The organism is Geomonas terrae, from assembly GCF_004791675.1.
In the GTDB taxonomy this organism is placed as follows: Bacteria; Desulfobacterota; Desulfuromonadia; order Geobacterales; family Geobacteraceae; genus Geomonas; species Geomonas edaphica.
Window position 1 is genome coordinate 1394899 of sequence record NZ_SRSC01000001.1, and the last position, 20500, is coordinate 1415398.

The 20500-nt window shown below is 62.0% G+C and carries 18 protein-coding genes; 13 read left to right on the forward strand and 5 right to left on the reverse strand.

Going from position 1 to position 20500, the window contains the following annotated elements; all coding sequences use genetic code 11:
- Positions 1 to 10 precede the first annotated feature (10 nt).
- The 6 genes from dnaG to recQ all read left to right on the forward strand — a co-directional run bounded on the left by dnaG (position 11) and on the right by recQ (position 7822).
- Positions 11 to 1765 (forward strand): DNA primase, encoded by a 1755-nt coding sequence (gene dnaG / locus E4633_RS05950; protein ID WP_135869307.1) that lies wholly within the window; start codon positions 11 to 13, stop codon positions 1763 to 1765.
- A gap of 52 nt (positions 1766 to 1817) precedes the next feature.
- Positions 1818 to 3569 (forward strand): RNA polymerase sigma factor RpoD, encoded by a 1752-nt coding sequence (gene rpoD, locus E4633_RS05955; RefSeq protein WP_135869308.1) that lies wholly within the window; start codon positions 1818 to 1820, stop codon positions 3567 to 3569.
- A gap of 64 nt (positions 3570 to 3633) precedes the next feature.
- A complete protein-coding gene (gene queC / locus E4633_RS05960; protein ID WP_135869309.1) occupies positions 3634 to 4311 on the forward strand; it encodes a 7-cyano-7-deazaguanine synthase QueC in 678 nt (225 codons plus the stop codon).
- A gap of 10 nt (positions 4312 to 4321) precedes the next feature.
- Positions 4322 to 5131, forward strand: coding sequence for a GTP cyclohydrolase FolE2 (gene folE2, locus E4633_RS05965; protein ID WP_135869310.1), 810 nt, complete (start codon positions 4322 to 4324; stop codon positions 5129 to 5131).
- 125 nt (positions 5132 to 5256) lie between these two features.
- Entirely contained in the window at positions 5257 to 5928 is a 672-nt protein-coding gene (locus tag E4633_RS05970; RefSeq protein ID WP_135869311.1) for a TIGR04282 family arsenosugar biosynthesis glycosyltransferase, read from the forward strand.
- Positions 5929 to 6010: 82 nt separating this feature from the next.
- Positions 6011 to 7822 carry a DNA helicase RecQ gene (recQ, locus tag E4633_RS05975; protein WP_135869312.1) on the forward strand — a complete coding sequence of 604 codons (1812 nt, stop codon included), beginning with the start codon at positions 6011 to 6013 and terminating at the stop codon, positions 7820 to 7822.
- A 42-nt stretch (positions 7823 to 7864) separates the two neighbouring features.
- Here the strand turns inward: recQ and ilvA are convergent, their stop codons facing one another.
- Genes ilvA through E4633_RS05990 form a run of 3 tightly spaced genes read right to left on the reverse strand, consistent with a single transcriptional unit; the run spans position 7865 to position 10827 of the window.
- Entirely contained in the window at positions 7865 to 9073 is a 1209-nt protein-coding gene (ilvA, locus tag E4633_RS05980) for a threonine ammonia-lyase (RefSeq protein ID WP_135869313.1), read from the reverse strand.
- Between the two features lie 16 nt (positions 9074 to 9089).
- On the reverse strand, positions 9090 to 10091 hold the full coding sequence (locus E4633_RS05985; protein WP_135869314.1) for a cation diffusion facilitator family transporter: 1002 nt from the start codon (positions 10089 to 10091) through the stop codon (positions 9090 to 9092).
- A gap of 46 nt (positions 10092 to 10137) precedes the next feature.
- Positions 10138 to 10827 carry a hypothetical protein gene (locus E4633_RS05990; protein ID WP_246037926.1) on the reverse strand — a complete coding sequence of 230 codons (690 nt, stop codon included), beginning with the start codon at positions 10825 to 10827 and terminating at the stop codon, positions 10138 to 10140.
- A gap of 208 nt (positions 10828 to 11035) precedes the next feature.
- Here E4633_RS05990 and trxB point away from each other — a divergent pair, with 208 nt between their 5' ends.
- The 5 genes from trxB to E4633_RS06015 all read left to right on the forward strand — a co-directional run bounded on the left by trxB (position 11036) and on the right by E4633_RS06015 (position 18130).
- Entirely contained in the window at positions 11036 to 11989 is a 954-nt protein-coding gene (gene trxB / locus E4633_RS05995; RefSeq protein WP_135869316.1) for a thioredoxin-disulfide reductase, read from the forward strand.
- A 123-nt stretch (positions 11990 to 12112) separates the two neighbouring features.
- Positions 12113 to 13639, forward strand: a complete 1527-nt coding sequence (locus E4633_RS06000) for a YifB family Mg chelatase-like AAA ATPase (RefSeq protein ID WP_135869317.1) — start codon at positions 12113 to 12115, stop codon at positions 13637 to 13639.
- Positions 13640 to 13912: 273 nt separating this feature from the next.
- Positions 13913 to 15193 (forward strand): GGDEF domain-containing protein, encoded by a 1281-nt coding sequence (locus E4633_RS06005; RefSeq protein WP_135869318.1) that lies wholly within the window; start codon positions 13913 to 13915, stop codon positions 15191 to 15193.
- A 207-nt stretch (positions 15194 to 15400) separates the two neighbouring features.
- The gene (locus E4633_RS06010; protein ID WP_135869319.1) at positions 15401 to 16399 is read left to right on the forward strand and encodes a YhdH/YhfP family quinone oxidoreductase; all 999 of its coding nucleotides are present in this window, start codon (positions 15401 to 15403) and stop codon (positions 16397 to 16399) included.
- Between the two features lie 102 nt (positions 16400 to 16501).
- On the forward strand, positions 16502 to 18130 hold the full coding sequence (locus E4633_RS06015) for a methyl-accepting chemotaxis protein (protein WP_135869320.1): 1629 nt from the start codon (positions 16502 to 16504) through the stop codon (positions 18128 to 18130).
- A 94-nt stretch (positions 18131 to 18224) separates the two neighbouring features.
- Here the strand turns inward: E4633_RS06015 and E4633_RS06020 are convergent, their stop codons facing one another.
- Both E4633_RS06020 and E4633_RS06025 read right to left on the reverse strand, forming a co-directional pair.
- Positions 18225 to 18623 (reverse strand): Hsp20/alpha crystallin family protein, encoded by a 399-nt coding sequence (locus E4633_RS06020; protein WP_135869321.1) that lies wholly within the window; start codon positions 18621 to 18623, stop codon positions 18225 to 18227.
- Between the two features lie 31 nt (positions 18624 to 18654).
- Positions 18655 to 19101, reverse strand: coding sequence for an Hsp20/alpha crystallin family protein (locus E4633_RS06025; RefSeq protein ID WP_135869322.1), 447 nt, complete (start codon positions 19099 to 19101; stop codon positions 18655 to 18657).
- Between the two features lie 177 nt (positions 19102 to 19278).
- Here E4633_RS06025 and E4633_RS06030 point away from each other — a divergent pair, with 177 nt between their 5' ends.
- Positions 19279 to 19728, forward strand: coding sequence for a DNA-processing protein DprA (locus tag E4633_RS06030; protein WP_135869323.1), 450 nt, complete (start codon positions 19279 to 19281; stop codon positions 19726 to 19728).
- A 262-nt stretch (positions 19729 to 19990) separates the two neighbouring features.
- The gene (locus tag E4633_RS06035; RefSeq protein WP_136514939.1) at positions 19991 to 20440 is read left to right on the forward strand and encodes a Fur family transcriptional regulator; all 450 of its coding nucleotides are present in this window, start codon (positions 19991 to 19993) and stop codon (positions 20438 to 20440) included.
- The last annotated feature ends 60 nt before the right edge of the window (positions 20441 to 20500 follow it).

Consider the following 20500-nt stretch of genomic DNA (forward strand, 5'->3'; position numbering starts at 1 on the left):
ATCCGCAGCAGTGTCGATGATACCGGACGACAAGGTCAGGGAGGTACGCGAGAGGGCTCCCATCCTCCAGGTAATCTCCGACTACATGAGCCTCAAGAAGTCCGGGGCGAACTATCAGGGGATGTGTCCCTTCCATGGCGAGAAGACTGCGTCGTTCAACGTGAACCCGGCGCGCGGCATCTTCCATTGCTTTGGTTGCGGCGTGGGCGGAAACGCCTTCGACTTCGTCATGCGCATCGAGGGGCTTTCCTTCCCGCAGGCGGTCAAGTTCCTCGCCAAGAGGGTCGGCGTCGAGATTCCGGAACGCCCCCTGACGAGGGAAGAGAAGCGCAAGGTTGACGAGCAGGAACAGGCCTACCGGATCAACGAGCTGGCCTGCGAGTTTTACCGCGGCGTGCTGGAATCGGACGAGGCGGGTGCTGCCGGAAGGGCCTACCTGGAGAAACGCGGGGTGAGCCCGGAGATTGCCGCCGTCTACCGCATGGGGTTCGCCCCCGCAGGGTGGGACAGCCTCACGCGCTACCTGCAGAGAAAGGGAATAGCCGCGGCGGAAGCGGAAAAGTTGGGACTACTGAGGAAGCGGGAAGGGAAGGACGGCTACTACGACACCTTCCGAAACCGTCTCCTCTTCACCATAGCCGATCTGCACGGACGCCCGATCGGTTTCGGGGGGAGGGTCATGGACGACTCGCTCCCCAAGTACATCAACTCGCCCGAATCCCTGGTGTACCGCAAAAGCGAGGTCCTCTTCGGGGTCGACCTGGCCAAGAAGGGGATGCGGGAAAAGGGAAGCGCCATCGTCGTCGAGGGGTATTTCGACCACCTGGCGCTGTACAAGGCAGGGTTCACCAACGTGGTCGCCACCTGCGGCACCGCGCTGACCCAGCCGCACGTAAAGCTTTTGCGCCGCTACGCCGAGCGCACCTTCATGCTCTTTGACGGCGACGAGGCCGGGCGCAAGGCGACGGTCCGCTCCATGGAGCTCTTCCTGGAAGAGGCGTTCCCGGCACGGGTGGTCGAGGTTCCCTCGGGAGACGACCCGGACACCTTCATCAACCGCGAGGGGGGCGAGGCGTTCCAGCCGCTTCTGGACAAGGCGCTTCCCATCTTCGAGTCGTTCTACAAGGGGCTTTTAAAGCGCCTGGACGTGAGAAGCGTGGAGGGGAAGGTCGCCTTCGTGAACGAGGTCTCCCCGAGGCTGCAAAAGATCGTTGATCCGGTGGAGCGCGGGCTTTACGAGAAGGAGATCTGCCGGGCCCTCGGCATAGACCGGGCCATGCTGCTCCAGAAGGTCGGCATCCCCGCGCGGCAGGCCCCGCGTCCCCCGCAGAAGGGGGCGCCGCAGAAAATCGGCACCGAAGAGGTGCTTTTGACCCTGATGGTGAAGTACCCCGAAGTAGTGTCAAAAGTTCGGGAGCACGGCGCCGATAAGCTCTTCAGCGCCAGCCATCTAAAGCTCGCCGAGTCCATCCTGGCGCAGCCTGAGGACGGGGAACTCGATCTCCCCCTGTTGTTGGAACAGATCGAATCGCACGAGGAAAGAAGCCGTCTCTACTCACTGTTCGTGGAGGACGCGCACCTCGAGGACCTTGACCCGGTCAAGGCCTTCGAGCAGTGCCGCCAGGCTCTGGAACGGAGGGCGCTCAAGGGGGACGGCAAGGCCCTGGCGAGGGAGCTTGCCACGGTCGATCCGGATTCTCCGCGCTACCTGGAGATCCTGGCTGAACTTGAGCGGTTGCGTAATAAAAAATCGAAATTACTATAGTAGGATTCAAGCGGTAGCGGAGCTGGATTCAAGCTGTAGCGGAGCGTGGTAAATGGCCAAGAAAAGCATGGACGAAGTGAAACAGCTCATCGACCTGGGCAAGGAAAAAGGTTTCCTCACCTATGAGGAAGTGAACGACCTGCTTCCGCCCGACATCGTCTCTTCCGACCAGATCGACGACGTGATGAGCATGTTCGGCGATATGGACATCGAGATCGTGGACTCCGCCCAGAAGGTGAAGATCCCGAAGATCAAGATGGACCTCGAGGAAGAGGAAGAGCACGAAGGTAACGAAGAGGAAGTCGAGTTCGAGCCCGGCACCCTCGGCCGCACCAGCGATCCCGTGCGCATGTACCTGCGCGAGATGGGTTCCGTTTCCCTGCTTACCCGCGAAGGCGAAGTCGAGATCGCGAAGAGGATCGAGGTGGGCGAGCGCGACGTCGCCAGCGTCATCCTGAACACCCCCATCACCGTGCGCGAGGTCATCAACCTGGGCGAGCGTCTGCGCAAGCTGCAGATCGGCGCCATCGAGATCTCCAAGGACGTCGAGGAAGAGGTTCTGGAAGAGGGTGAAGAGGATCTTCAGGCCCTGCGCGTGCTCGGCATCATCGACGAGATCAGCGAGATGTCCCAGCGCATGGAGCAGATCCAGACCACGCTCGAAGGGAAGGTTTCCGCCAAGGAGAGCGAGGCGCTCAACGCAGAGCACGGCGAGCTCAAGGTGAAGATGGCCGAGACCCTCAAGTCGCTGCGCCTGAAAGACCGCCACATCGAGAAGATCGCCCAGCGTCTGAAGGAGCTTTCCTGCAAGGTCGACACCGTGATGCAGGAGATCGCCGAGCTCGAGAAGGAAACCAGTACCGTCAAGGACGTCTTCCTCCCCGCGTTCGAGAGCCTCAAGGGGGCTTCCGATGCTGACTTCTCCAAGAAGATGAACATGACCCTCGAGGAGGGGCAGAAGCTCGAGAAGCGCTACCGCTCCAGCGAGGCGAAGCTCAAGAAGATCGAGCAGGAGTCGGGCTTCAAGGCGAGCGAGCTCGCCAACGCCCTCCTCGCCATCGAGGAAGGGGAGCACAAGGCGAAACTTGCGAAGAGCGAGCTCGTCGAGGCGAACCTCCGCCTGGTCGTTTCCATCGCCAAGAAGTACACGAACCGCGGTCTGCAGTTCCTCGACCTGATCCAGGAAGGGAACATCGGCCTCATGAAGGCGGTGGACAAGTTCGAGTACCAGCGCGGCTACAAGTTCTCCACCTACGCCACCTGGTGGATCCGTCAGGCCATCACCCGCGCCATCGCGGACCAGGCCCGCACCATCCGTATCCCGGTGCACATGATCGAGACCATCAACAAGCTGATCCGCACCAGCCGCCAGCTGGTCCAGGAGATCGGCCGCGAGCCCTCCCCGGAGGAGATCGCCGAGCGCATGGCGCTGCCGCTGGACAAGGTGAGAAAGGTCCTGAAGATCGCCAAGGAGCCGATCTCCCTGGAGACTCCGATCGGCGAGGAGGAGGATTCCCATCTTGGCGACTTCATCGAGGACAAGGGCGTGGTATCCCCCCTCGAGGCGGTCATCAAGGCGAACCTTTCCGAGCAGACCTCCCGCGTGCTCTCCACCCTGACGCCGCGTGAGGAGAAGGTCCTCAGGATGCGTTTCGGGATCGGCGAGAAGAGCGACCACACCCTGGAAGAGGTGGGTCAGGACTTCGAAGTCACCCGCGAGAGGATCCGGCAGATCGAGGCCAAGGCGCTCAGGAAGCTCAGGCACCCGAGCCGGGCGAAGAAGCTGAAGAGCTTCGTGGAGTAGTCGACAAGGCCGCACCGGAATCGCCGGCGCGGCCTTTTTTTTTGAAAGAACACAGAGGTACGTGATGAAGAAAAAAGCGGTAATCCTTTACAGCGGCGGACTTGATTCAACGACCTGCATGGCCATCGCCAGGCACCAGGGCTTCGAGCCCTACGCCATGAGCTTCAGCTACGGCCAGCGCCACCAGCACGAACTGGCGGTATGCAAGCAGAACGCACGCCCCATGGGGGCCGTGGACCACATGCTGGTCGAGTTCGACCTGAGGATGATGGGCGGCAGCGCCCTCACCTCCGATATCGCGGTCCCGAAGGAAGGGGTGGGCGAGGAGATCCCGGTCACCTACGTGCCGGCGAGGAACACCATCTTCCTCTCCTTCGCACTCGGCTGGGCCGAGACGCTGGGCGCCTTCGACATCTTCATCGGCGTGAACGCGCTCGACTACTCGGGCTACCCCGACTGCCGCCCGGAATACATCGCGGCATACGAGACGATGGCGAACCTCGCCACCAAGGCGGGTGTTGAAGGGAAGAAGATGACCATCCACACCCCTCTCATCAGTTTAAGCAAGGCCGAGATCATCAGGACCGGGCTCACCTTGGGCGTCGATTACGGCAAGACCCATTCCTGCTACGATCCGACCGAAGACGGCGCCTCCTGCGGCCTGTGCGACTCCTGCCGCCTGCGCCTGAAAGGCTTCGCCGAACTGGGCGTGACCGACCCGGTCCGCTACGCGAAGCGCTGAGGAAAAAGGCATGAGCAAAGTGACCGATCAGAATAAAGAAGCGCAACCACTCACCGACGTGCAGCTGACCCGCGACACCCGCAACATCCCGATCAGCAAGGTTGGCGTGAAGGACGTCTCCTATCCCATCGTGGTGATGGACAAGAACAAGAAGTTCCAGAACACCATCGCCCGCATCAACATGTACGTCGACCTGCCGCACCACTTCAAGGGCACCCACATGAGCCGTTTCGTGGAGATCCTGAACAAGTACCGGGAGGAGATCGCCCTCGACAAGCTCGAACTGATCCTCGCCACCATGAAGGAGAAGCTCGGCGCATCGAACGCGCACCTGGAGATGGAGTTCCCCTACTTCGTAGAGAAAAAGGCACCGGTGTCCAAGGCGAAGAGCCTCATGGAGTACACCTGCACCTTCAGCGCGTCCCTTTCCGACACGTTCGACTTCGTGCTCGGGATCAAGGTGCCGGTCACCTCGCTTTGCCCCTGCAGCAAGGAACTCTCGAGCTACGGCGCCCACAACCAGCGCTCCATCATGACGGTGCAGGTGCGCTACAGCGAGTTCATCTGGATCGAGGACCTGATCGAGGTGATCGAGGAGTGCGGTTCCTCGCCGGTTTATTCCCTGTTGAAAAGGGAGGACGAGAAGTTCGTCACCGAGCGGGCCTACGAGAATCCGCGCTTCGTCGAGGATATGGTGCGCGAGGCGACGGTGCGGCTGCTATCTATGGAAAATATCACGTGGTTTTCCATAGAGGCAGAAAACTTCGAGTCGATCCACAAGCACTCCGCCTACGCCGCCATCGAACGCGACAAGCGATAATCCTCGGCGGGCAAGTCAACGACTTGACTTGCCATGCTGTGGATAACTTTGTTGATAAGCCGGAAAACTGTGGACAACCCTAGCTTTTAATCCTTCATTTAACCTGCTTAAGGTTTACGCATCTAATGAAACGCGCGCTCGCCATCTTCGCCAAAACTCCACTCCCCGGAAAGGTCAAGACACGTCTGTCTCCGTCCCTGTCGCCGCAGCAGGCCGCCGACCTTTACCGCTGCATGCTCCTGGACACCCTGGAGCGGGTGGCGGCGCTTGACGCCGAAAAGATCCTCTTTCACGACGGGGAATCCGCATTCTTCAGGGAGACGGCGCCGGGAGTGTCGTTGGTTGCCCAGGCAGCCGGCGGTCTCGGCACGAGGCTTGAGCATGCCTGCGATACGCTCAGGTCGATGGGTTACGGGCCTTGCGTGGTGATCGGCACCGATGCCCCGGACCTTCCCGTCGCTTACATCGAGGAGGCCTTCAAGGCGCTGGAGCAGGGGAGTGATGCGGTGTTCGGCCCGGCGGGGGACGGCGGTTACTACCTGGTTGGCTTGCGGGGAGGGTACGGGTCCCTGTTTCGGGACATCCCCTGGTCCACCGAGAAGGTGCTTGAGAAGAGCCTCGTGCAGGCGAAGTCCTCCGGGTTCTCCGCCCCGCTGCTTCCCCCTTGGCATGACCTGGACTGCTACGAGGACCTGCTGCGCCCGGACCTCATGGACCCGGCCAACGGGGCCATCAGGACTCAGGCCTTTATCGCCGGACTCGACCTCGCCCTTCCGACGGCAGCCGGCGCCCTCTGACCGGCCACGGCTTGACAAGGTTCCCATACCTGTTTTCATCTATGCGGCCGGCAAAACTTCCCCGCCTGCAAAAGGCTTGACCATGCCACTCTCCCCCATACAGATCCTGAACGATATCTTCGGCTACAAGGCCTTTCGTCCCCGGCAGCAGGAGATCGTGGATACGGTCATCTCCGGCAGGGACGCCTTCGTGCTCATGCCGACCGGCGGCGGCAAGTCGCTTTGCTTCCAGGTCCCCGCCCTCTGCCTTCCCGGCACGGCCATCGTGGTATCACCCCTGATCTCGCTGATGAAGGACCAGGTCGACGCGCTGCGTGAAAACGGCATCGCCGCCGCCTGCTACAACTCCTCACTCGGCGAGGCCGAGGCGCGCCGCGTCCTGGCCGAGCTGCACGCGGGGGAGCTGAAGCTCCTCTACGTGGCGCCCGAGCGGCTTCTTTCCGACGGTTTCATCGAGCGGATCAAGAGCCTCGACATCTCCCTCTTCGCCATAGACGAGGCGCACTGCGTCTCACAGTGGGGGCACGACTTCCGGCCCGAGTACGCCCAGCTCGGCATCCTGCGCGAGATCTTCCCGCAGATCCCGATGGTTGCGCTCACCGCGACCGCCGACGCGCAGACCCGCGGCGACATCCTCTCGCGCCTGGGGCTGAAGGACGCCACCTGTTTCTTCACCGGCTTTGACCGCCCGAACATCCGCTACACCGTCGTGGAAAAGAACAAGCCCTTCAGCCAGTTGATGGGTTTTCTCGCCAGCCGCAAGGACGAGGCGGGGATCGTCTACGCCCTCTCGAGGAAAAGGGTCGAGGAGGTGGCGAGGAAACTCTGCGAGGCCGGCGTCAAGGCCGCGGCGTACCATGCGGGGCTGCCGGACCGCGAGCGCCACGAGGTCCAGGAGGCCTTCCTGCGGGACGACGTCAAGGTCGTGGTGGCGACCGTCGCCTTCGGGATGGGGATCGACAAGTCCAACGTCCGCTTCGTCGTGCACTACGACATGCCGAAGAGCATCGAGAGTTACTACCAGGAGACTGGCCGTGCCGGGCGCGACGGACTTCCCGCCGACGCGCTCCTGCTCTTTGGCTACGGCGACATCGCGGTCGCCCGCGGGCTTATCGGCAACGGCGGCAACGAGGAGCAGAACCGGATCGAGCTGCACAAGCTGAACTGTATGGTGGGATTCGCCGAGGCGCAGACCTGCCGTCGTCGCGTCCTGCTAGGCTACTTCGGGGACAAGCTGGAGCACGACTGCGGCAATTGCGACATATGCGAGAGTCCGCCCGAGCGCTTCGACGCCACCGAGGACGCACAAAAGGCCCTTTCCTGCGTCTACCGGGTGGGGCAGCGCTTCGGCATGGGGCACGTCATCGACGTGCTGCGCGGCTCGCAGAACCAGAGGATCCTGGAGCTGAAGCACGACCACCTTTCCACCTTCGGAATAGGGAAGCACCATGCACAGGATGTCTGGGGGAGCCTTCTGCGCCAGCTGATACACCTTGGCTACCTGGAGCAGGACATGGCGAATTTTTCGGTGCTGAAGCTGACGGAATCGGCGCGTCCCCTGTTGCGGGGTGAGGCCAGGCTTGAGCTCGCGAAGCCCAGGGACACGAGGGTGGTCGAGAAGAAGAGTGCGGCGAAGAAGCCGAGCTACGATGGCGCGCTCTTCCAGGAGCTGCGGGAGCTGCGCAAGCATATTGCGGACGAGCAGCAGGTGCCCCCATATGTCGTCTTCCCCGATGCGACCCTTGCCGAGATGGCGGCGCAGATGCCCAAGGACAAGTGGGAGCTCTTGAAGATAACCGGCGTGGGGCAGCACAAGATGGCGCGCTACGGCGATGCGTTTTTACGTGTGATAAAGGAACACGGGCAGGCGGGGGAGTCGCAGGGCGGCGATTGAGTAAGCGGCCGCCGCAACTGGCATTGCGGCGGCCGGAGCAGGTTACCTCATGACCTCGATCTGGTATCCGCACTTGCCCAGGTGACGGATCACCTCCTGGATGTGCTCGGCACCGCGCGTTTCCAGTTCAACCAGCACCTCGGTCTTCCCGATCGGCAACGACTCGGAGCGCCGGTCATGGGTGATGATGGAGATGTTGGCCCGTGCCTCGGCGATCTCGGTGGCGAGCCGCGCCAGGGCGCCCGGGACGTCGTCCAGTTCCACCTTCAGCTTCAGGTAGCGCCCCGCCGCCAGAAGACCGCGCTCGACCACCACCGCGATGGTCTTCACGTCGATGTTCCCTCCCGAAAGAAGCGCCACCGTCTTCCCGGAAAGCTTCTTCACCTTCCCGTTCAGAAGTGCCGCAAGGCCCACCGCACCGGCCCCCTCCACCATCAGCTTGTTCCGCTCCATGAGCGAGACGATGGCAAGGGCGATCTCCTCCTCGTCCACCAGCACGATCTCGTCGACGTACTCCTTCACCACGGGAAAGGTATCAATCCCTGCCGTCTTCACCGCGATGCCGTCGGCAAGGCTCGCCCTGATCGGGATGGTGACGACTTCGCCCGCCTTCACGGCATGACGCATCGAAGGGGCCGCTGCCGATTCCACGCCGATCACCCTGACATGGGGATGCGTCTCCTTGATGGCACGCGCGACCCCCGCGATCAAACCGCCCCCACCGATCGGTACCAGCACGTTCGCCACGTCCGGTATATCCTCGAGGATCTCGAGGGCGATGGTCCCTTGGCCCGCCATGACGAGGGGGTCGTTGAAGGGGTGCACGAAGAGGGCCCCGGTCTGTTCCGCCTGCCTAAGCGCTGCGGCGCACGCCTCGTCGAAGTTCTTCCCTTCCAGCACGACTTCCGCGCCGTAATCGCGGGTTGCGAAGACCTTTTGGGGCGGCGTGCTCTCCGGCATGTAGACCACCGCCTTCACGCCGAGCAGGTCGGCGGAGAAGGCGACACCCTGGGCATGGTTACCCGCCGAGGCGGTGATCACGCCGCCGGCTAAGGCCTCGCGCGGCTGTGCCGTCATGAAGTTGAGCGCGCCGCGGATCTTGAAGGCGCCGGTGCGCTGCAGGTTTTCGCATTTGAAATAGAGGGGGAAGCCGAGCCGCTCGCTGAAGTGGTGGGCGTGGATCAGTTCCGTGCGACGCACCCTTTTCTTGAGCCGCTGGGCCGCGTCGAGGATCAATTCGTAATCAAGCATCTAGTCTACCGTCCAATCAATGTGTATGGTCGTGATGGTGCCCCGAGCAACTGCCGTGCGGGTGCTGGTGCGGGTGCGCATGCGCGTGCGCCACTGCGGAGGCGCGCGGCCGGTGCCGGAACTGTTTAGCACCCTGCACCTCGGTGCAGCGGGTCTTTTCCAGTTGCAGCGTGGTGTGGGAGATGTGGAAGTGCTGGAAGAGCTTCTCCTCGATCTTGCCGATGATCTTGTCGTGTTCGTCCTGGTACTGCTCCGGAACCACAACGTGCGCGGATAGCGCGATGATGTGCGAGCAGATGGTCCAGATGTTCAGGTGATGCACCTCTTCGACCCCCTCCACCTCGCTGATGGCGAAGGCCACCTGCTTAACGTCTATCCCGCGCGGCACCCCTTCCAACAGGATGTGCACCGATTCCCGCATCACGCGCCACGAGCCCCAGAAGATGATGAAGCCGATGCCCATGGAGATGATCGCGTCGAGAAGGTACCAGTTGGTGAAGTACATGACGATGCCGCCGACGATGACGCCGACCGAGGCCGCCGCGTCCCCGATCACGTGCAAAAACGCGCTGTGCACGTTGAGGTCGTCGTGGGAATGCGAGTGAAGTGCGCTGGCGGAGAGCAGGTTCGCAACCAGGCCCACCACGGCGATGATCAGCATCTCCAGGCTCTTCACCGCCTCGGGATGCATGAAACGGCCGACCGCCTCGTAGCAGATGATGCCGGCGATGATGAAGACGGTGCTGCCGTTTATGAAGGAGGCGAAGACCTCTGTGCGGTGCCAGCCGAAGGTGCGGGTGTCGCTCACCGGGTAGGAGGCGAGCTTGATGGCGCCCAGGGAGAGGAGCAGGGCGAAGAGATCGAGGAACACGTGCGCCGCGTCGGATAGGAGTGCGAGCGAGTTGGTCCAGATGCCTCCGACCAGTTCCGCCACCAGGGTCAGCGAGGTGAGGACTATGGCGTACTTGAAGCGTCCGGTGATGCTCTGGTCGAGATGGGTGTCGGCGTGGGCGTGCATGGTGTACCCCGGCGGGAGGGGCTAAAGCCCCTCCCTGGTGCAGTAGTTAGAAGCTAATGGCTCCCTTCAGCGAGTAGATGGGGCGCTCCTGGTATTCGACCTCGGCAGTAATGCCGAGAAGCGGGAACGGAGTGATCTTTACGCCGCCGAAGATGCGCGGCTGGAACACATTTTCCGTGTCGAGCGGGGCACCCGCAGCGGCCGCCATGGCCTTCAGGTCACCCTTTGCCTCGCTGTTCACCCATACCCCGCCCACGCCGGCGTACGGCGTGAGGAACAGGAACCCCTTGCTGATGGAGGCGTCGATCCCCGTGGTCTGCAGGTCGAGATCGCTGACGCCGGAGAGCCTGGTGTAGGTGGCGCGTACGCCGAGCGCCGGCGTCGCAGCGGTCCCTTCCAGAATCGCCTTGCTCACCTCGATGCCCCAGAGCTTGATGTTGGAGTCAGGAACATAAGAGTACATGGCGCCGACATCGATGCCGAAGGGAAGCCCCTTCCTTGCGCGCAGTTTCGGAATAACGAGGTACGACGGTGCATCGTTGCCGAAGGCTGCTTCCCAGTAGCCGCTGCCGCTGATGTCGATGGCCGAAACCTCTATCCCAGCATCGAAACCGGTGATGCCGAGCGGCTCCGCGGGTGCGGTATTACGGTAGGAGAGGGCGGCGCCCGCCTCCCTGGTAAGGTCCTTGAAGGCTTTCTGGGAGATGGCGCTGGAGAAGTTTATATCTCTGGCCATGGCCTGGGTGCCCCCCAAAATGGACAGGGATAATGCAAGTAAAGCTACGATTTTTTTCACAATTCGCCTCCTTTTCATTATACGGAACAATGCCCTGAATCTTAACAGAGCTGACTATGCGGGTCAATGCGTTAGCGGCGTGGTACCTTGCAATTTTGAATATATACTGCTATCTTTCGGGCTAAATTTCAGTCGGAGGTTTTTACAAATGGAACCGATGCACCATCGTCTCATCATCTTAGGATCAGGTCCCGCGGGCTACACCGCAGCGATCTACGCGGCGCGTGCGAACCTGAACCCGGTCCTCATTACCGGGCTGCAGGCGGGGGGGCAGTTGATGACGACGACTGATGTGGACAACTGGCCGGGCGATGTTGATGGGGTCATGGGCCCCGATCTCATGGAGCGGATGCGCCAGCACGCCGAGCGCTTCGGTACCCAGTTCATCTTCGACCACATCAACAAGGCACAGGTGATGAAGCCTCCCTTCGTCCTCGAAGGGGACAGCGGCGTGTACACCTGCGACGCCCTGATCATCGCCACGGGCGCCTCGGCGAAATACCTGGGGCTTCCGACTGAACACGCCTTTAAAGGTAAGGGCGTTTCCGCCTGCGCCACCTGCGACGGCTTCTTCTATCGCGGTAAGCCGGTCGCCGTAATCGGCGGCGGCAGCACGGCCGTAGAGGAGGCCCTCTACCTCTCCAACATCGCAAGCCACGTTACCGTTGTGCACAGAAGGGACAAGTTCCGCGCCGAAAAGATCATCGCCGACCGGCTGATCGAGAAGACCAAAAACGGCGGCAACGTCACCATCGAGTGGAACCATCAGCTGGAAGAGGTGCTGGGGGACGCGTCCGGCGTGACCGGAGTTCGCCTGCGCCACAAGAGCGGTTCGGACAAGGTGATTGACGTGCATGGCTGCTTCATCGCCATCGGACACCAGCCGAACACCCATCTTTTCGAGGGGCAGCTCGACATGGACGAGGGTTACATCCGCACTGCCTGCGGTTACGAAGGTAACTCCACCGCGACCAGCACCCCGGGGGTCTTCGCCGCCGGTGACGTGCAGGACAGAAACTACAAGCAGGCGATCACCTCGGCCGGCACCGGCTGCATGGCCGCTCTCGACGCCGACCGCTACCTCGAAATGCTGAAAGCCTAATTACCCTTCCTTTTCCCTCCCCTCCCGGGGGGAGGGAGAAGGCAAGAGGGTCGCCGAACCAGAAGCAGCGCACCACCGCAGCGACCGCAGGAACTCACCCTTCACCTTCAGTTGGGGGTTCTCATGCTTGCCAAGGTCTTTTCCAGCGCGCTTGTGGGTATAGATGCCATTCTCGTCGACGTCGAGGTGGACATCGCCCAGGGGCTTCCCCAACTCTCCACCGTCGGCCTACCCGACGGCGCGGTCAAGGAAAGCAAGGACCGCGTCAAGGCCGCCCTCAAGAACTCCGGCTACGATTTCCCCAACCGCAAGATCACCGTCAACCTCGCCCCCGCAGACGTAAGGAAGGAAGGAGCCTCCTTCGACCTCCCCATTTCCATCGGCATCCTCGCCGCCACCGGTGTCATCAAGGAAGGGCTTTTGAAGCGCTACATCCTCTTGGGGGAGCTGTCGCTGGACGGCGGCGTGAAACCGGTCCGTGGCTGTCTCTCCGTCGCCGTCGCCGCACGCGAGGCGGGGCTCGCCGGGATCATCATCCCCGCCGAGAACGTTGCCGAGGGAGGTGTCGTCGAGGGGGTCGATGTGATCGGTGTGACGGAGCTCGCCGAGGTGGTGGAGTTTCTGAACGGCAACCGGGACATCGTCCCGTACCGCGCCGACATCGACGCCCTCTTCGGGCAGGGAGGCGACCCCGGCGACGATTTCAGCGAAGTGCGCGGTCAGGAGCACGCGAAGCGCGCCCTCGAGGTGGCCGCGGCCGGAAGCCATAACCTCCTGATGATCGGCCCGCCCGGCTCCGGCAAGACCATGCTGGCGCGGCGCATCCCCTCCATTCTCCCCCCCATGCTTTTCGAGGAGGCGATCGAGACGACCAAGGTCTACAGCGTCATGGGGCTTTTGGAGCGGGACCACGCGCTCATCTCCACCCGTCCCTTCCGCTCCCCGCACCACACCATCTCCGACGTGGGGCTGATCGGCGGCAGTAACACCCCAAAGCCCGGCGAGGTGTCGCTTTCCCACAACGGGGTGCTCTTCCTGGATGAGCTCCCCGAGTTCAAGCAGCACGTCCTCGAGGTGCTGCGCCAGCCGATGGAAGACGGCCGGGTCACCATCTCCCGCGCGCTCTCCTCGGTCACCTATCCCTCCCGCATTATGCTCGTCGCCGCCATGAACCCATGCCCCTGCGGCTACCTCTCCGACCCTGTGCATCAGTGTTCGTGCACGCCGCTCATGATCCACCGTTACCGTTCCAGGGTTTCCGGGCCGCTCCTGGACCGGATCGACATTCACATCGAGGTGCCCGCCGTCAAGTACCGCGACCTTTCGGACCGTGGCGAGACCGAGAGTTCGGCGGCGATCGCCCTGCGTGTGTCGAGGTCGCGGGAAGTCCAGAAGGAGCGCTTCAAGGGAACCCGCGTCAGGAGCAATGCGCAGATGACCGCCAGGATGATCCGCAAGTTCTGCGAGCCGGATGAGGCCGGAAACCGTATGCTTGAAGTGGTCACCGACCGCCTCGGTCTCAGTGCCAGGAGCTACACGAGGATCCTCAAGGTGGCAAGGACGATAGCCGACCTCGAGGGCGTCGAGAATATCCAGGAGCACCACATCTCCGAGGCGATCCAGTACCGCAGCCTTGACCGGAAGACCTGAACGCTGACTGCCGTGAGACGGAAAAGGGGGACTGGCACCTACGGAGCCAGTCCCCCTTCTGCGATCGGGCGTGAAAAACTGTGGGATAGGAAATGCCTCAAAGGGCTCTTTAGGTCGTGTATTTGCTGATTTCACGTATTTATGTGACTGAACTCACATGATGTGAATGCATCAATGGTTGCGTATGGGGGGCGGCTGGTATACTGTTAGCTGTCGTTTATGACAGTTCATTGCTATTTTGATACTTTCCTAAGCTGCGCCTGTGAGTGAGCTATGCATAACATAGACATAAACGTGCACATGGTCGAACCGAATCCTGAAATGGAGATGGTTGCCGCAGCGAAGAAAGCGCTGGGAGAGGCGGGACTCCGCTCCGCGCGCTTCCCGGAACCGCTGGAGTCCACCTTCGACAGGTACTACTGCGAAAAAACACTGAAGCACGTGCGGGTCGCCCTCCTCACGGGCCTCATGCTCTACGCGGTGTTCGGGGTCGTCGACCTCATGCTTTTGCCCGCCGACCGGGCGCACATGTGGACCATCAGGTACGCCATCGTCTGCCCCACTGTCCTTGCCGGTCTCGCCTTCACCTATTCTGCCCACCTGAGACGCTTCACCCAACCGGTCCTCTGGCTGGTGATGCTGGTGGGAAGCCTCGGCATCGTCGGGATGGTCTACTACGACCCGACCCCCGCCAAGAACTACTACTACTCCGGCCTCTTGCTCCTCATCATGGGCGCCTTCACCTTCGTGAGTCTCAGGCTCCGCTACGCCGTCAGCTGGGCGGTGGCGACCACGCTCGCTTACGAGGCGGTGGCGATCTTCATCAACAAAACCGATGAAACCATCCTGATCCAGAACAGCTTCAGCATCGTGGCAACCATCATCATCGGCGCCTTCTCGAACTCCCTCATGGAGAACTACCTGCGCCGCGACTTCCTGAACGCCAACCTGTTGGAGCACGAAAACCGCCAGCTCCAGAAGGCGACCCTCGAGCTGCGACGCCTGTCGATTTCCGATGCCCTGACGAACCTCGGCAACCGCAGGCACTTCGAGGTCATGCTCGACCAGGAGTGGGCGCGCGCCATGCGTACCGAGATGCCGATCTCCCTCATCCTCCTCGACATCGACTTCTTCAAGAACTTCAACGACAACTACGGACATCAGGCCGGAGACAACTGCCTGAAGGCGGTGGCCGACGCCATCGGCGCCCATGCCCGGCGCTCGGCCGATACCGCTGCACGTTACGGCGGTGAGGAGTTCGTGCTGCTTCTGCCTGGGCTCGCACTGGAGGAGGCGGCAGCCGTCGCCGAAGATTGCCGGCGCGCGGTCGAGGCGCTCAACACCACCCACGGCCATTCCGAGGCCGCGGAGGTGGTGACCATCAGCGCAGGAGTGGCGTCCATGGCGCCGCTGCGGGAAGCCAACAGACTGGATCTTGTCGAGGCGGCGGACAAGGCACTGTACCGCGCCAAAACGAAGGGTAGAAACCGTGTCGTCTGCTGGGAGGGTGAAGAGCATTGCTCCCCCAAGGCCTATTCCCATGCTGCCGTATAAAGACAATTAGCCTTCCTTCCTCCTTCTGGGTGCGTCCATGTCGCCCCCGCGTGTTCCCCCTTCCCAGCTTCTTTCCCACTCGCTTGACCTTGCCGCCTGAACCATTATCATTCATGAGTCTAAAAGGGGACGACAATTCATCTTCGCGGACGAGCGCTCCGTCGTTGCCAACCGGCAGGCGGAGCGGCGGTCGGATAGGAGGCAGGCATGGATTCGGAGGTACGGTTTAAGGCGCTGGTGGTCGAGAAAGCGCCGGATGGCTCTTTTACCAGGAGCATCGCGCAACGCCGTGTGGACGATCTCCCCGAGGGGGAGCTCCTGGTGCGGGTGTGCTACTCCTCGCTCAACTACAAGGACGCCCTGTCGGCCACGGGGCATCCGGGGGTGACCAGGCAGTTCCCGCACACCCCTGGGATCGATGCCGTGGGGGAGGTTGTTTCCTGCAGCGATGACGCCTTCGCGCCGGGAGACGAGGTGATTGTTACCGGGTACGACCTCGGGATGGAGACCGACGGCGGCTGGGGGGAGTACATAAGGGTTCCGTCGAAGTGGGCGGTGCACCTCCCGCAGGGGCTTTCCCCACGCCGGAGCATGATGCTCGGCACTGCGGGGTTCACCGCGGGGCTCTCGGTGTTGAAGCTCGAGTGGGCGGGGGTGAGGCCGGAAAGCGGCGAGATCCTCGTCACCGGGGCGACCGGCGGCGTCGGGAGCATCGCGGTCAGCATCCTCGCCAAGGCGGGATACCGGGTGGTGGCGGCTACCGGCAAGGCGGCCGACGAGGCGTTTCTCAAGGAGTTGGGTGCGGCACAGGTCATTTCCCGTGAGGAGGTGACCGCGGGAGTGGAGCGCGCCCTGATGAAGGAGCGCTGGGCCGGGGCGGTGGACGTGGTGGGGGGAGAGACCCTCTCCGCGGTGCTTAAGTCGACGCGCTACGGGGGGACCGTCACCTGCTGCGGCCTGGTAGGCTCGGCCGAGCTCCCAGTGAACGTCCATCCCTTCATCCTTCGCGCCGTGACGCTCATCGGCATCGACTCTTCGCATTGCCCTTCGGTCCCGAGGCAGGAGGTGTGGCGCCGCCTGGCCGGGCCCTGGGAGCCGCAAATGCTCGATAGCATGGCGACCGAGGTGACGCTGGACGGATTAGAGGAGAAGATCGGGCTGATCCTGCAAGGCGGTGTCAGGGGGAGGGTCGTGGTGAGGTTGTGAACGGATTTTCCTCTCAAGCAGCTCCGGAGTCTGTCGATAAATCAGGCATCTAGTCAAGACTTGGTCCCGGGCGAGGCCGCGGTGACGCAAAAGTGAGGCCGTATGCAGTGGTTCAGAGATTCCTCCATTCGCACGAAGCTTGTTTTATCGTTCCTCATCCTCCTGTTTCTCACCGCCATCCTGGGGGGATTCACCATCTTCAGGCTCGGGTCCATAAGCGACTCCGCCGGCAATCTGGCCCAGCGCCAGATGCCGAGCCTGCTTTCGATTTCAAAGATCAAGGACTACTTCGGGAGCTATCGGCGCGGCGAGCTGCTCCAGATCGTGTCGGATGACACGAAGGACGTGCAGAAGTACGTCAAGAGAAACGCCGAAATGCAGGAGAAACTGAAGGGCGAGATGGCGAGCTTCGGCAAGCTCATGGACAGCCCCGATGAAAAGCGGCTCTTTGACAAGTTTTCCGAGGAGTTGACGCTCTACCTCGCGGAGGATCCGGAGATCAGCGCACTGGCCCAGGCGAACAAGGACGTCGAGGCCGGCACCCTAATCCGCGGCGCCTCAAGCACCCATTTCAATGCCGCGCTGAAGGCGCTCGACGAGCTCATGGAGGTGCAGGTCAAGCAGACCGTGGCCGAGACCGAGACCATGGATCAAAGCAGTTCCGGGGCGCGCAAATGGGTGATCGTTGCGCTGGCGGCCTGCCTCGTGATCGGCATGGGCATGGCGTACGTCATCGCCTACCTGATGAGCACGCCTCTGCGCGATCTCGCGGTGAAGGCTGAGCAGATCGCACAGGGTGATCTGAACGTCGACGTCGAGTGCTCCTCCGACGACGAGATCGGTCACCTGGGCGGGGCTTTCGCCACTATGACGAAGAGTCTCAAGGGGGTGATCGGGCGCCTCTCCGAAACGGCGCAACGCCTCTTCGATGCCTCAAACGTGCTGAGGGGGAGCGCGGAACGGATCTCCGTGGGGACGGAAGAGGTCGCAGCCCAGGCGACCACCGTCTCCGTGGCCAGCGAGCAGATGGCTGCGACGTCTGCGGACATAGCCCACAACTGCCACCTTGCCGCCACCAGCGCCCGCGACGCGGCGGCAACCACCGAGGAAGGTTTCCAGGTGGTGCAGCGTACCGTTCAGGGGATCCGGCAGCGCGGTGAAGAGGCGCGGGCGAACTCGAAGAACATCGAGTCGCTTGCCGAGCGTTCCGACCAGATCGGCGCCATCGTGGCGACCATCGAGGATATCGCCGATCAGACCAACCTCCTCGCCCTCAATGCCGCCATCGAAGCGGCGCGGGCCGGCGAGCAGGGTAGGGGCTTCGCCGTCGTGGCCGACGAGGTGCGCGCGCTGGCCGAGCGGACCACCCGCGCCACCAAGGAGATCAGCGACATGATCAAGGCGATACAGAACGAGACCAAGACCGCCATCGTGCTCATGGAAAACGGCGTGCGCGGCGCCGAGCAGGAAGCAACGGCGGCGGCCCAGCTCGAGGCGTCGCTGCAGATGATCCTCGCCCAGGTGGACGCCGTGAGCACCCAGGTGAGCCACATCGCCACCGCGGCAGAGGAGCAGATGGCGACCACCGGGGAGATCTCGAGCAACATCCAGCAGATCACCACGGTAGTGAACGAGACCTCGCGGGGCGCGCAGGAATCGGTTTCCGCGGCCTCCGGCCTGGCGCAGCAGGCGGAGGAACTGCTCGGCCTGATGCGCCAGTTCCGCACCTGAGGCACCTGCAGCGGGCCTTCGCATCAAGGGAAAACTCGAAACGAAAAGGGCCGCGTGAGCGGCCCTCTTTGCACCTTTTGTCTCCTACCTTTTCTCAGCTCACCTGCACCTCGATGCGCCGCGGCTTCGCGATCTCGGCCTTCGGTATGCGCAGGGTCAGGATGCCGTTAACGAAATCGGCCTTCGCCTTGCCGTGGTCGAGTGTTTCCGGGATGGTGAACTGCCGGAAGTAGCTGCCCAGCTCGAACTCGCGGTAGGCCGGGGTCCCGGGCATGGAGACCTCCACGGGTGCGCTGATGGTGAGCACCCCTTTCTCCACGTTCACGTCGATGCTGTCCTTCGCCGCACCGGGGAGGTCGGCGGTGACGAAAAGTCCTTCCTCGGTTTCGATGATGTTGACTGCGGGGCGTATGAACCTCTCGTTGGACCTCGTCTCCTCACGGGGCTGTACGTTCATTGCGTCGTTTCTTTCCGTCAAGCTGTTGGGTGCCATAGTCATGACCTCCTTCGTCATTGATTTATCGTTACGATAGCTTGATCTCGATTTTCTTCGGTTTCGCGTGTTCCGCCTTGGCCATGGTGACGGTCATGATGCCGTCCTTGCACTGAGCGGTGATCCTGTTCGGGTCGATGTCGACCGGGAGCTCGAGCGTGCGGCTGAACTTGCCGGAGCCGAGCTCGGTGCGGTGGATGATCCCCTTCACTTCCGCGAAGGGCCGGCGCTCGCCGCTGATGGTCAACGTGTTCCTGAGCACGGAGAGATCGACGTCCTTCGGGTCGACGCCCGGGAGCAGCGCCTGCACGTACACGCTCCCCTCGTCCTCGCTGAAATTCACCATCGGGAAGCGGCGGGCGGTGGTCGGGGAAAGGAACGTCGGTCCAAACGGCCGGCTGAAGCCTACGCCACGGAACGCTTCGTCAATCTCTCTCCTAAGGTTGTCCAGCTCTCTGAAAACATCCCAACTTGCCATGTGGAATACCTCCTTTCGTGATCGGTGTGATCCGTTTCTGCGCCTAAAATAATCATCATTTTTGCGGTGTCAAGGGGGTGCACGGTGCGGAAAGTGACGCTCGTCCGGCTGCTTGCGGAGGGGCGCGCCCCTGCTGGGTGCGGTATACTCACCGCATCAAGCCAAAGGGGGTGGCACATGCACTCGGTGGGTAACGCGGAATTACTGAAACTGCACAAGATCGCTTTCCTGTGTTCGCGGCGCTTTCCCCGGGAGGCGGCGGAGAGGGCCTATCGGTGGGCGGACGAGCAGCGCGAGGCGGGGACCTGCGTAATCTCGGGGTATCACTCCCCGGTGGAGAAGGAGGTGCTCTGCAGGCTGTTGCAGGGCGCCCAGCCCGTCATCATCGCGATGGCGCGGGGGCTTAACAGGCTGGCCCCGGAATGGGAGGGGGCGATCGACGCCGGACGCCTGCTGGTCATCTCCCGCTACGCGCAGAGCGTCAGCCATCCCTGCGAGTCGAAATGCTATCAGCGCAACCTGTTGATGGCTGACCTGGCCGACTCTATTGTCATAGCGCATGTCGCGTCCGGCGGGAGCCTGGAGCGGCTGTGTATGGATTATCCCGACAAGATCGTCCTTCTCTAGCAGCGCACCCTCTGAGAATCCTAAAAATAAAAATATTGACAACTCTGGCTCCCTCCTTTATAAACGAATTCAATTTTCAAAACCAACGTGTGACCCCACCCGAGCATCGCATCAAATAACCGATTTCAAGTCAGGTTTTGCCTGCAGCTGAGCGGTCGTGATGGAAGACGTTACAGCTCTGTGAGCTTTTGCGCCTTCGATGAAAGTGGATGTCATTGTATTTGAATGCCGGGAGGGAAGCCTCCTTCAAACCGAGGCGGTAGTGACGCAGAAAAAACAGAAGGTGAAGGAGCAGTTCCACCTTTTTCTCACCAAGAAAAGGCTCAAGGCGACCCTGCAGCGCAACCTGATCCTGGATGCGTTCGTGGACCTTGATCGCCCCACTCATATGGACGAGCTGTACCTTATCTTGCGCAGCAAGCACTCCCACATAGGGCATGCGACCGTTTACCGGGCGCTGCGGCTCTTCGCCGCCGCTGGCATCGCCCGGGAATTCAGCCTGGGCGACGGGCTCACCCGCTACGAACTCGCGGGGCACGGCAAACGGCATGACTACCTGGTCTGCAGCGACTGCGGCACCGTCACCGAATTCGACAACAGCTCCATCGAGGAGCGTCAGTTGGCGGTCGCCCGCAGCATGGGCTTTACGGTGGAGGCGCTGAAGATCGAACTGCGCGGTGTGTGCAGCCGCTGCCTGACACAGTCGGGCTGAAAGTCCGGCCATACGGTCATAGCATAACCGTCATCCCTGTTTCACGGCACATATGCAGTG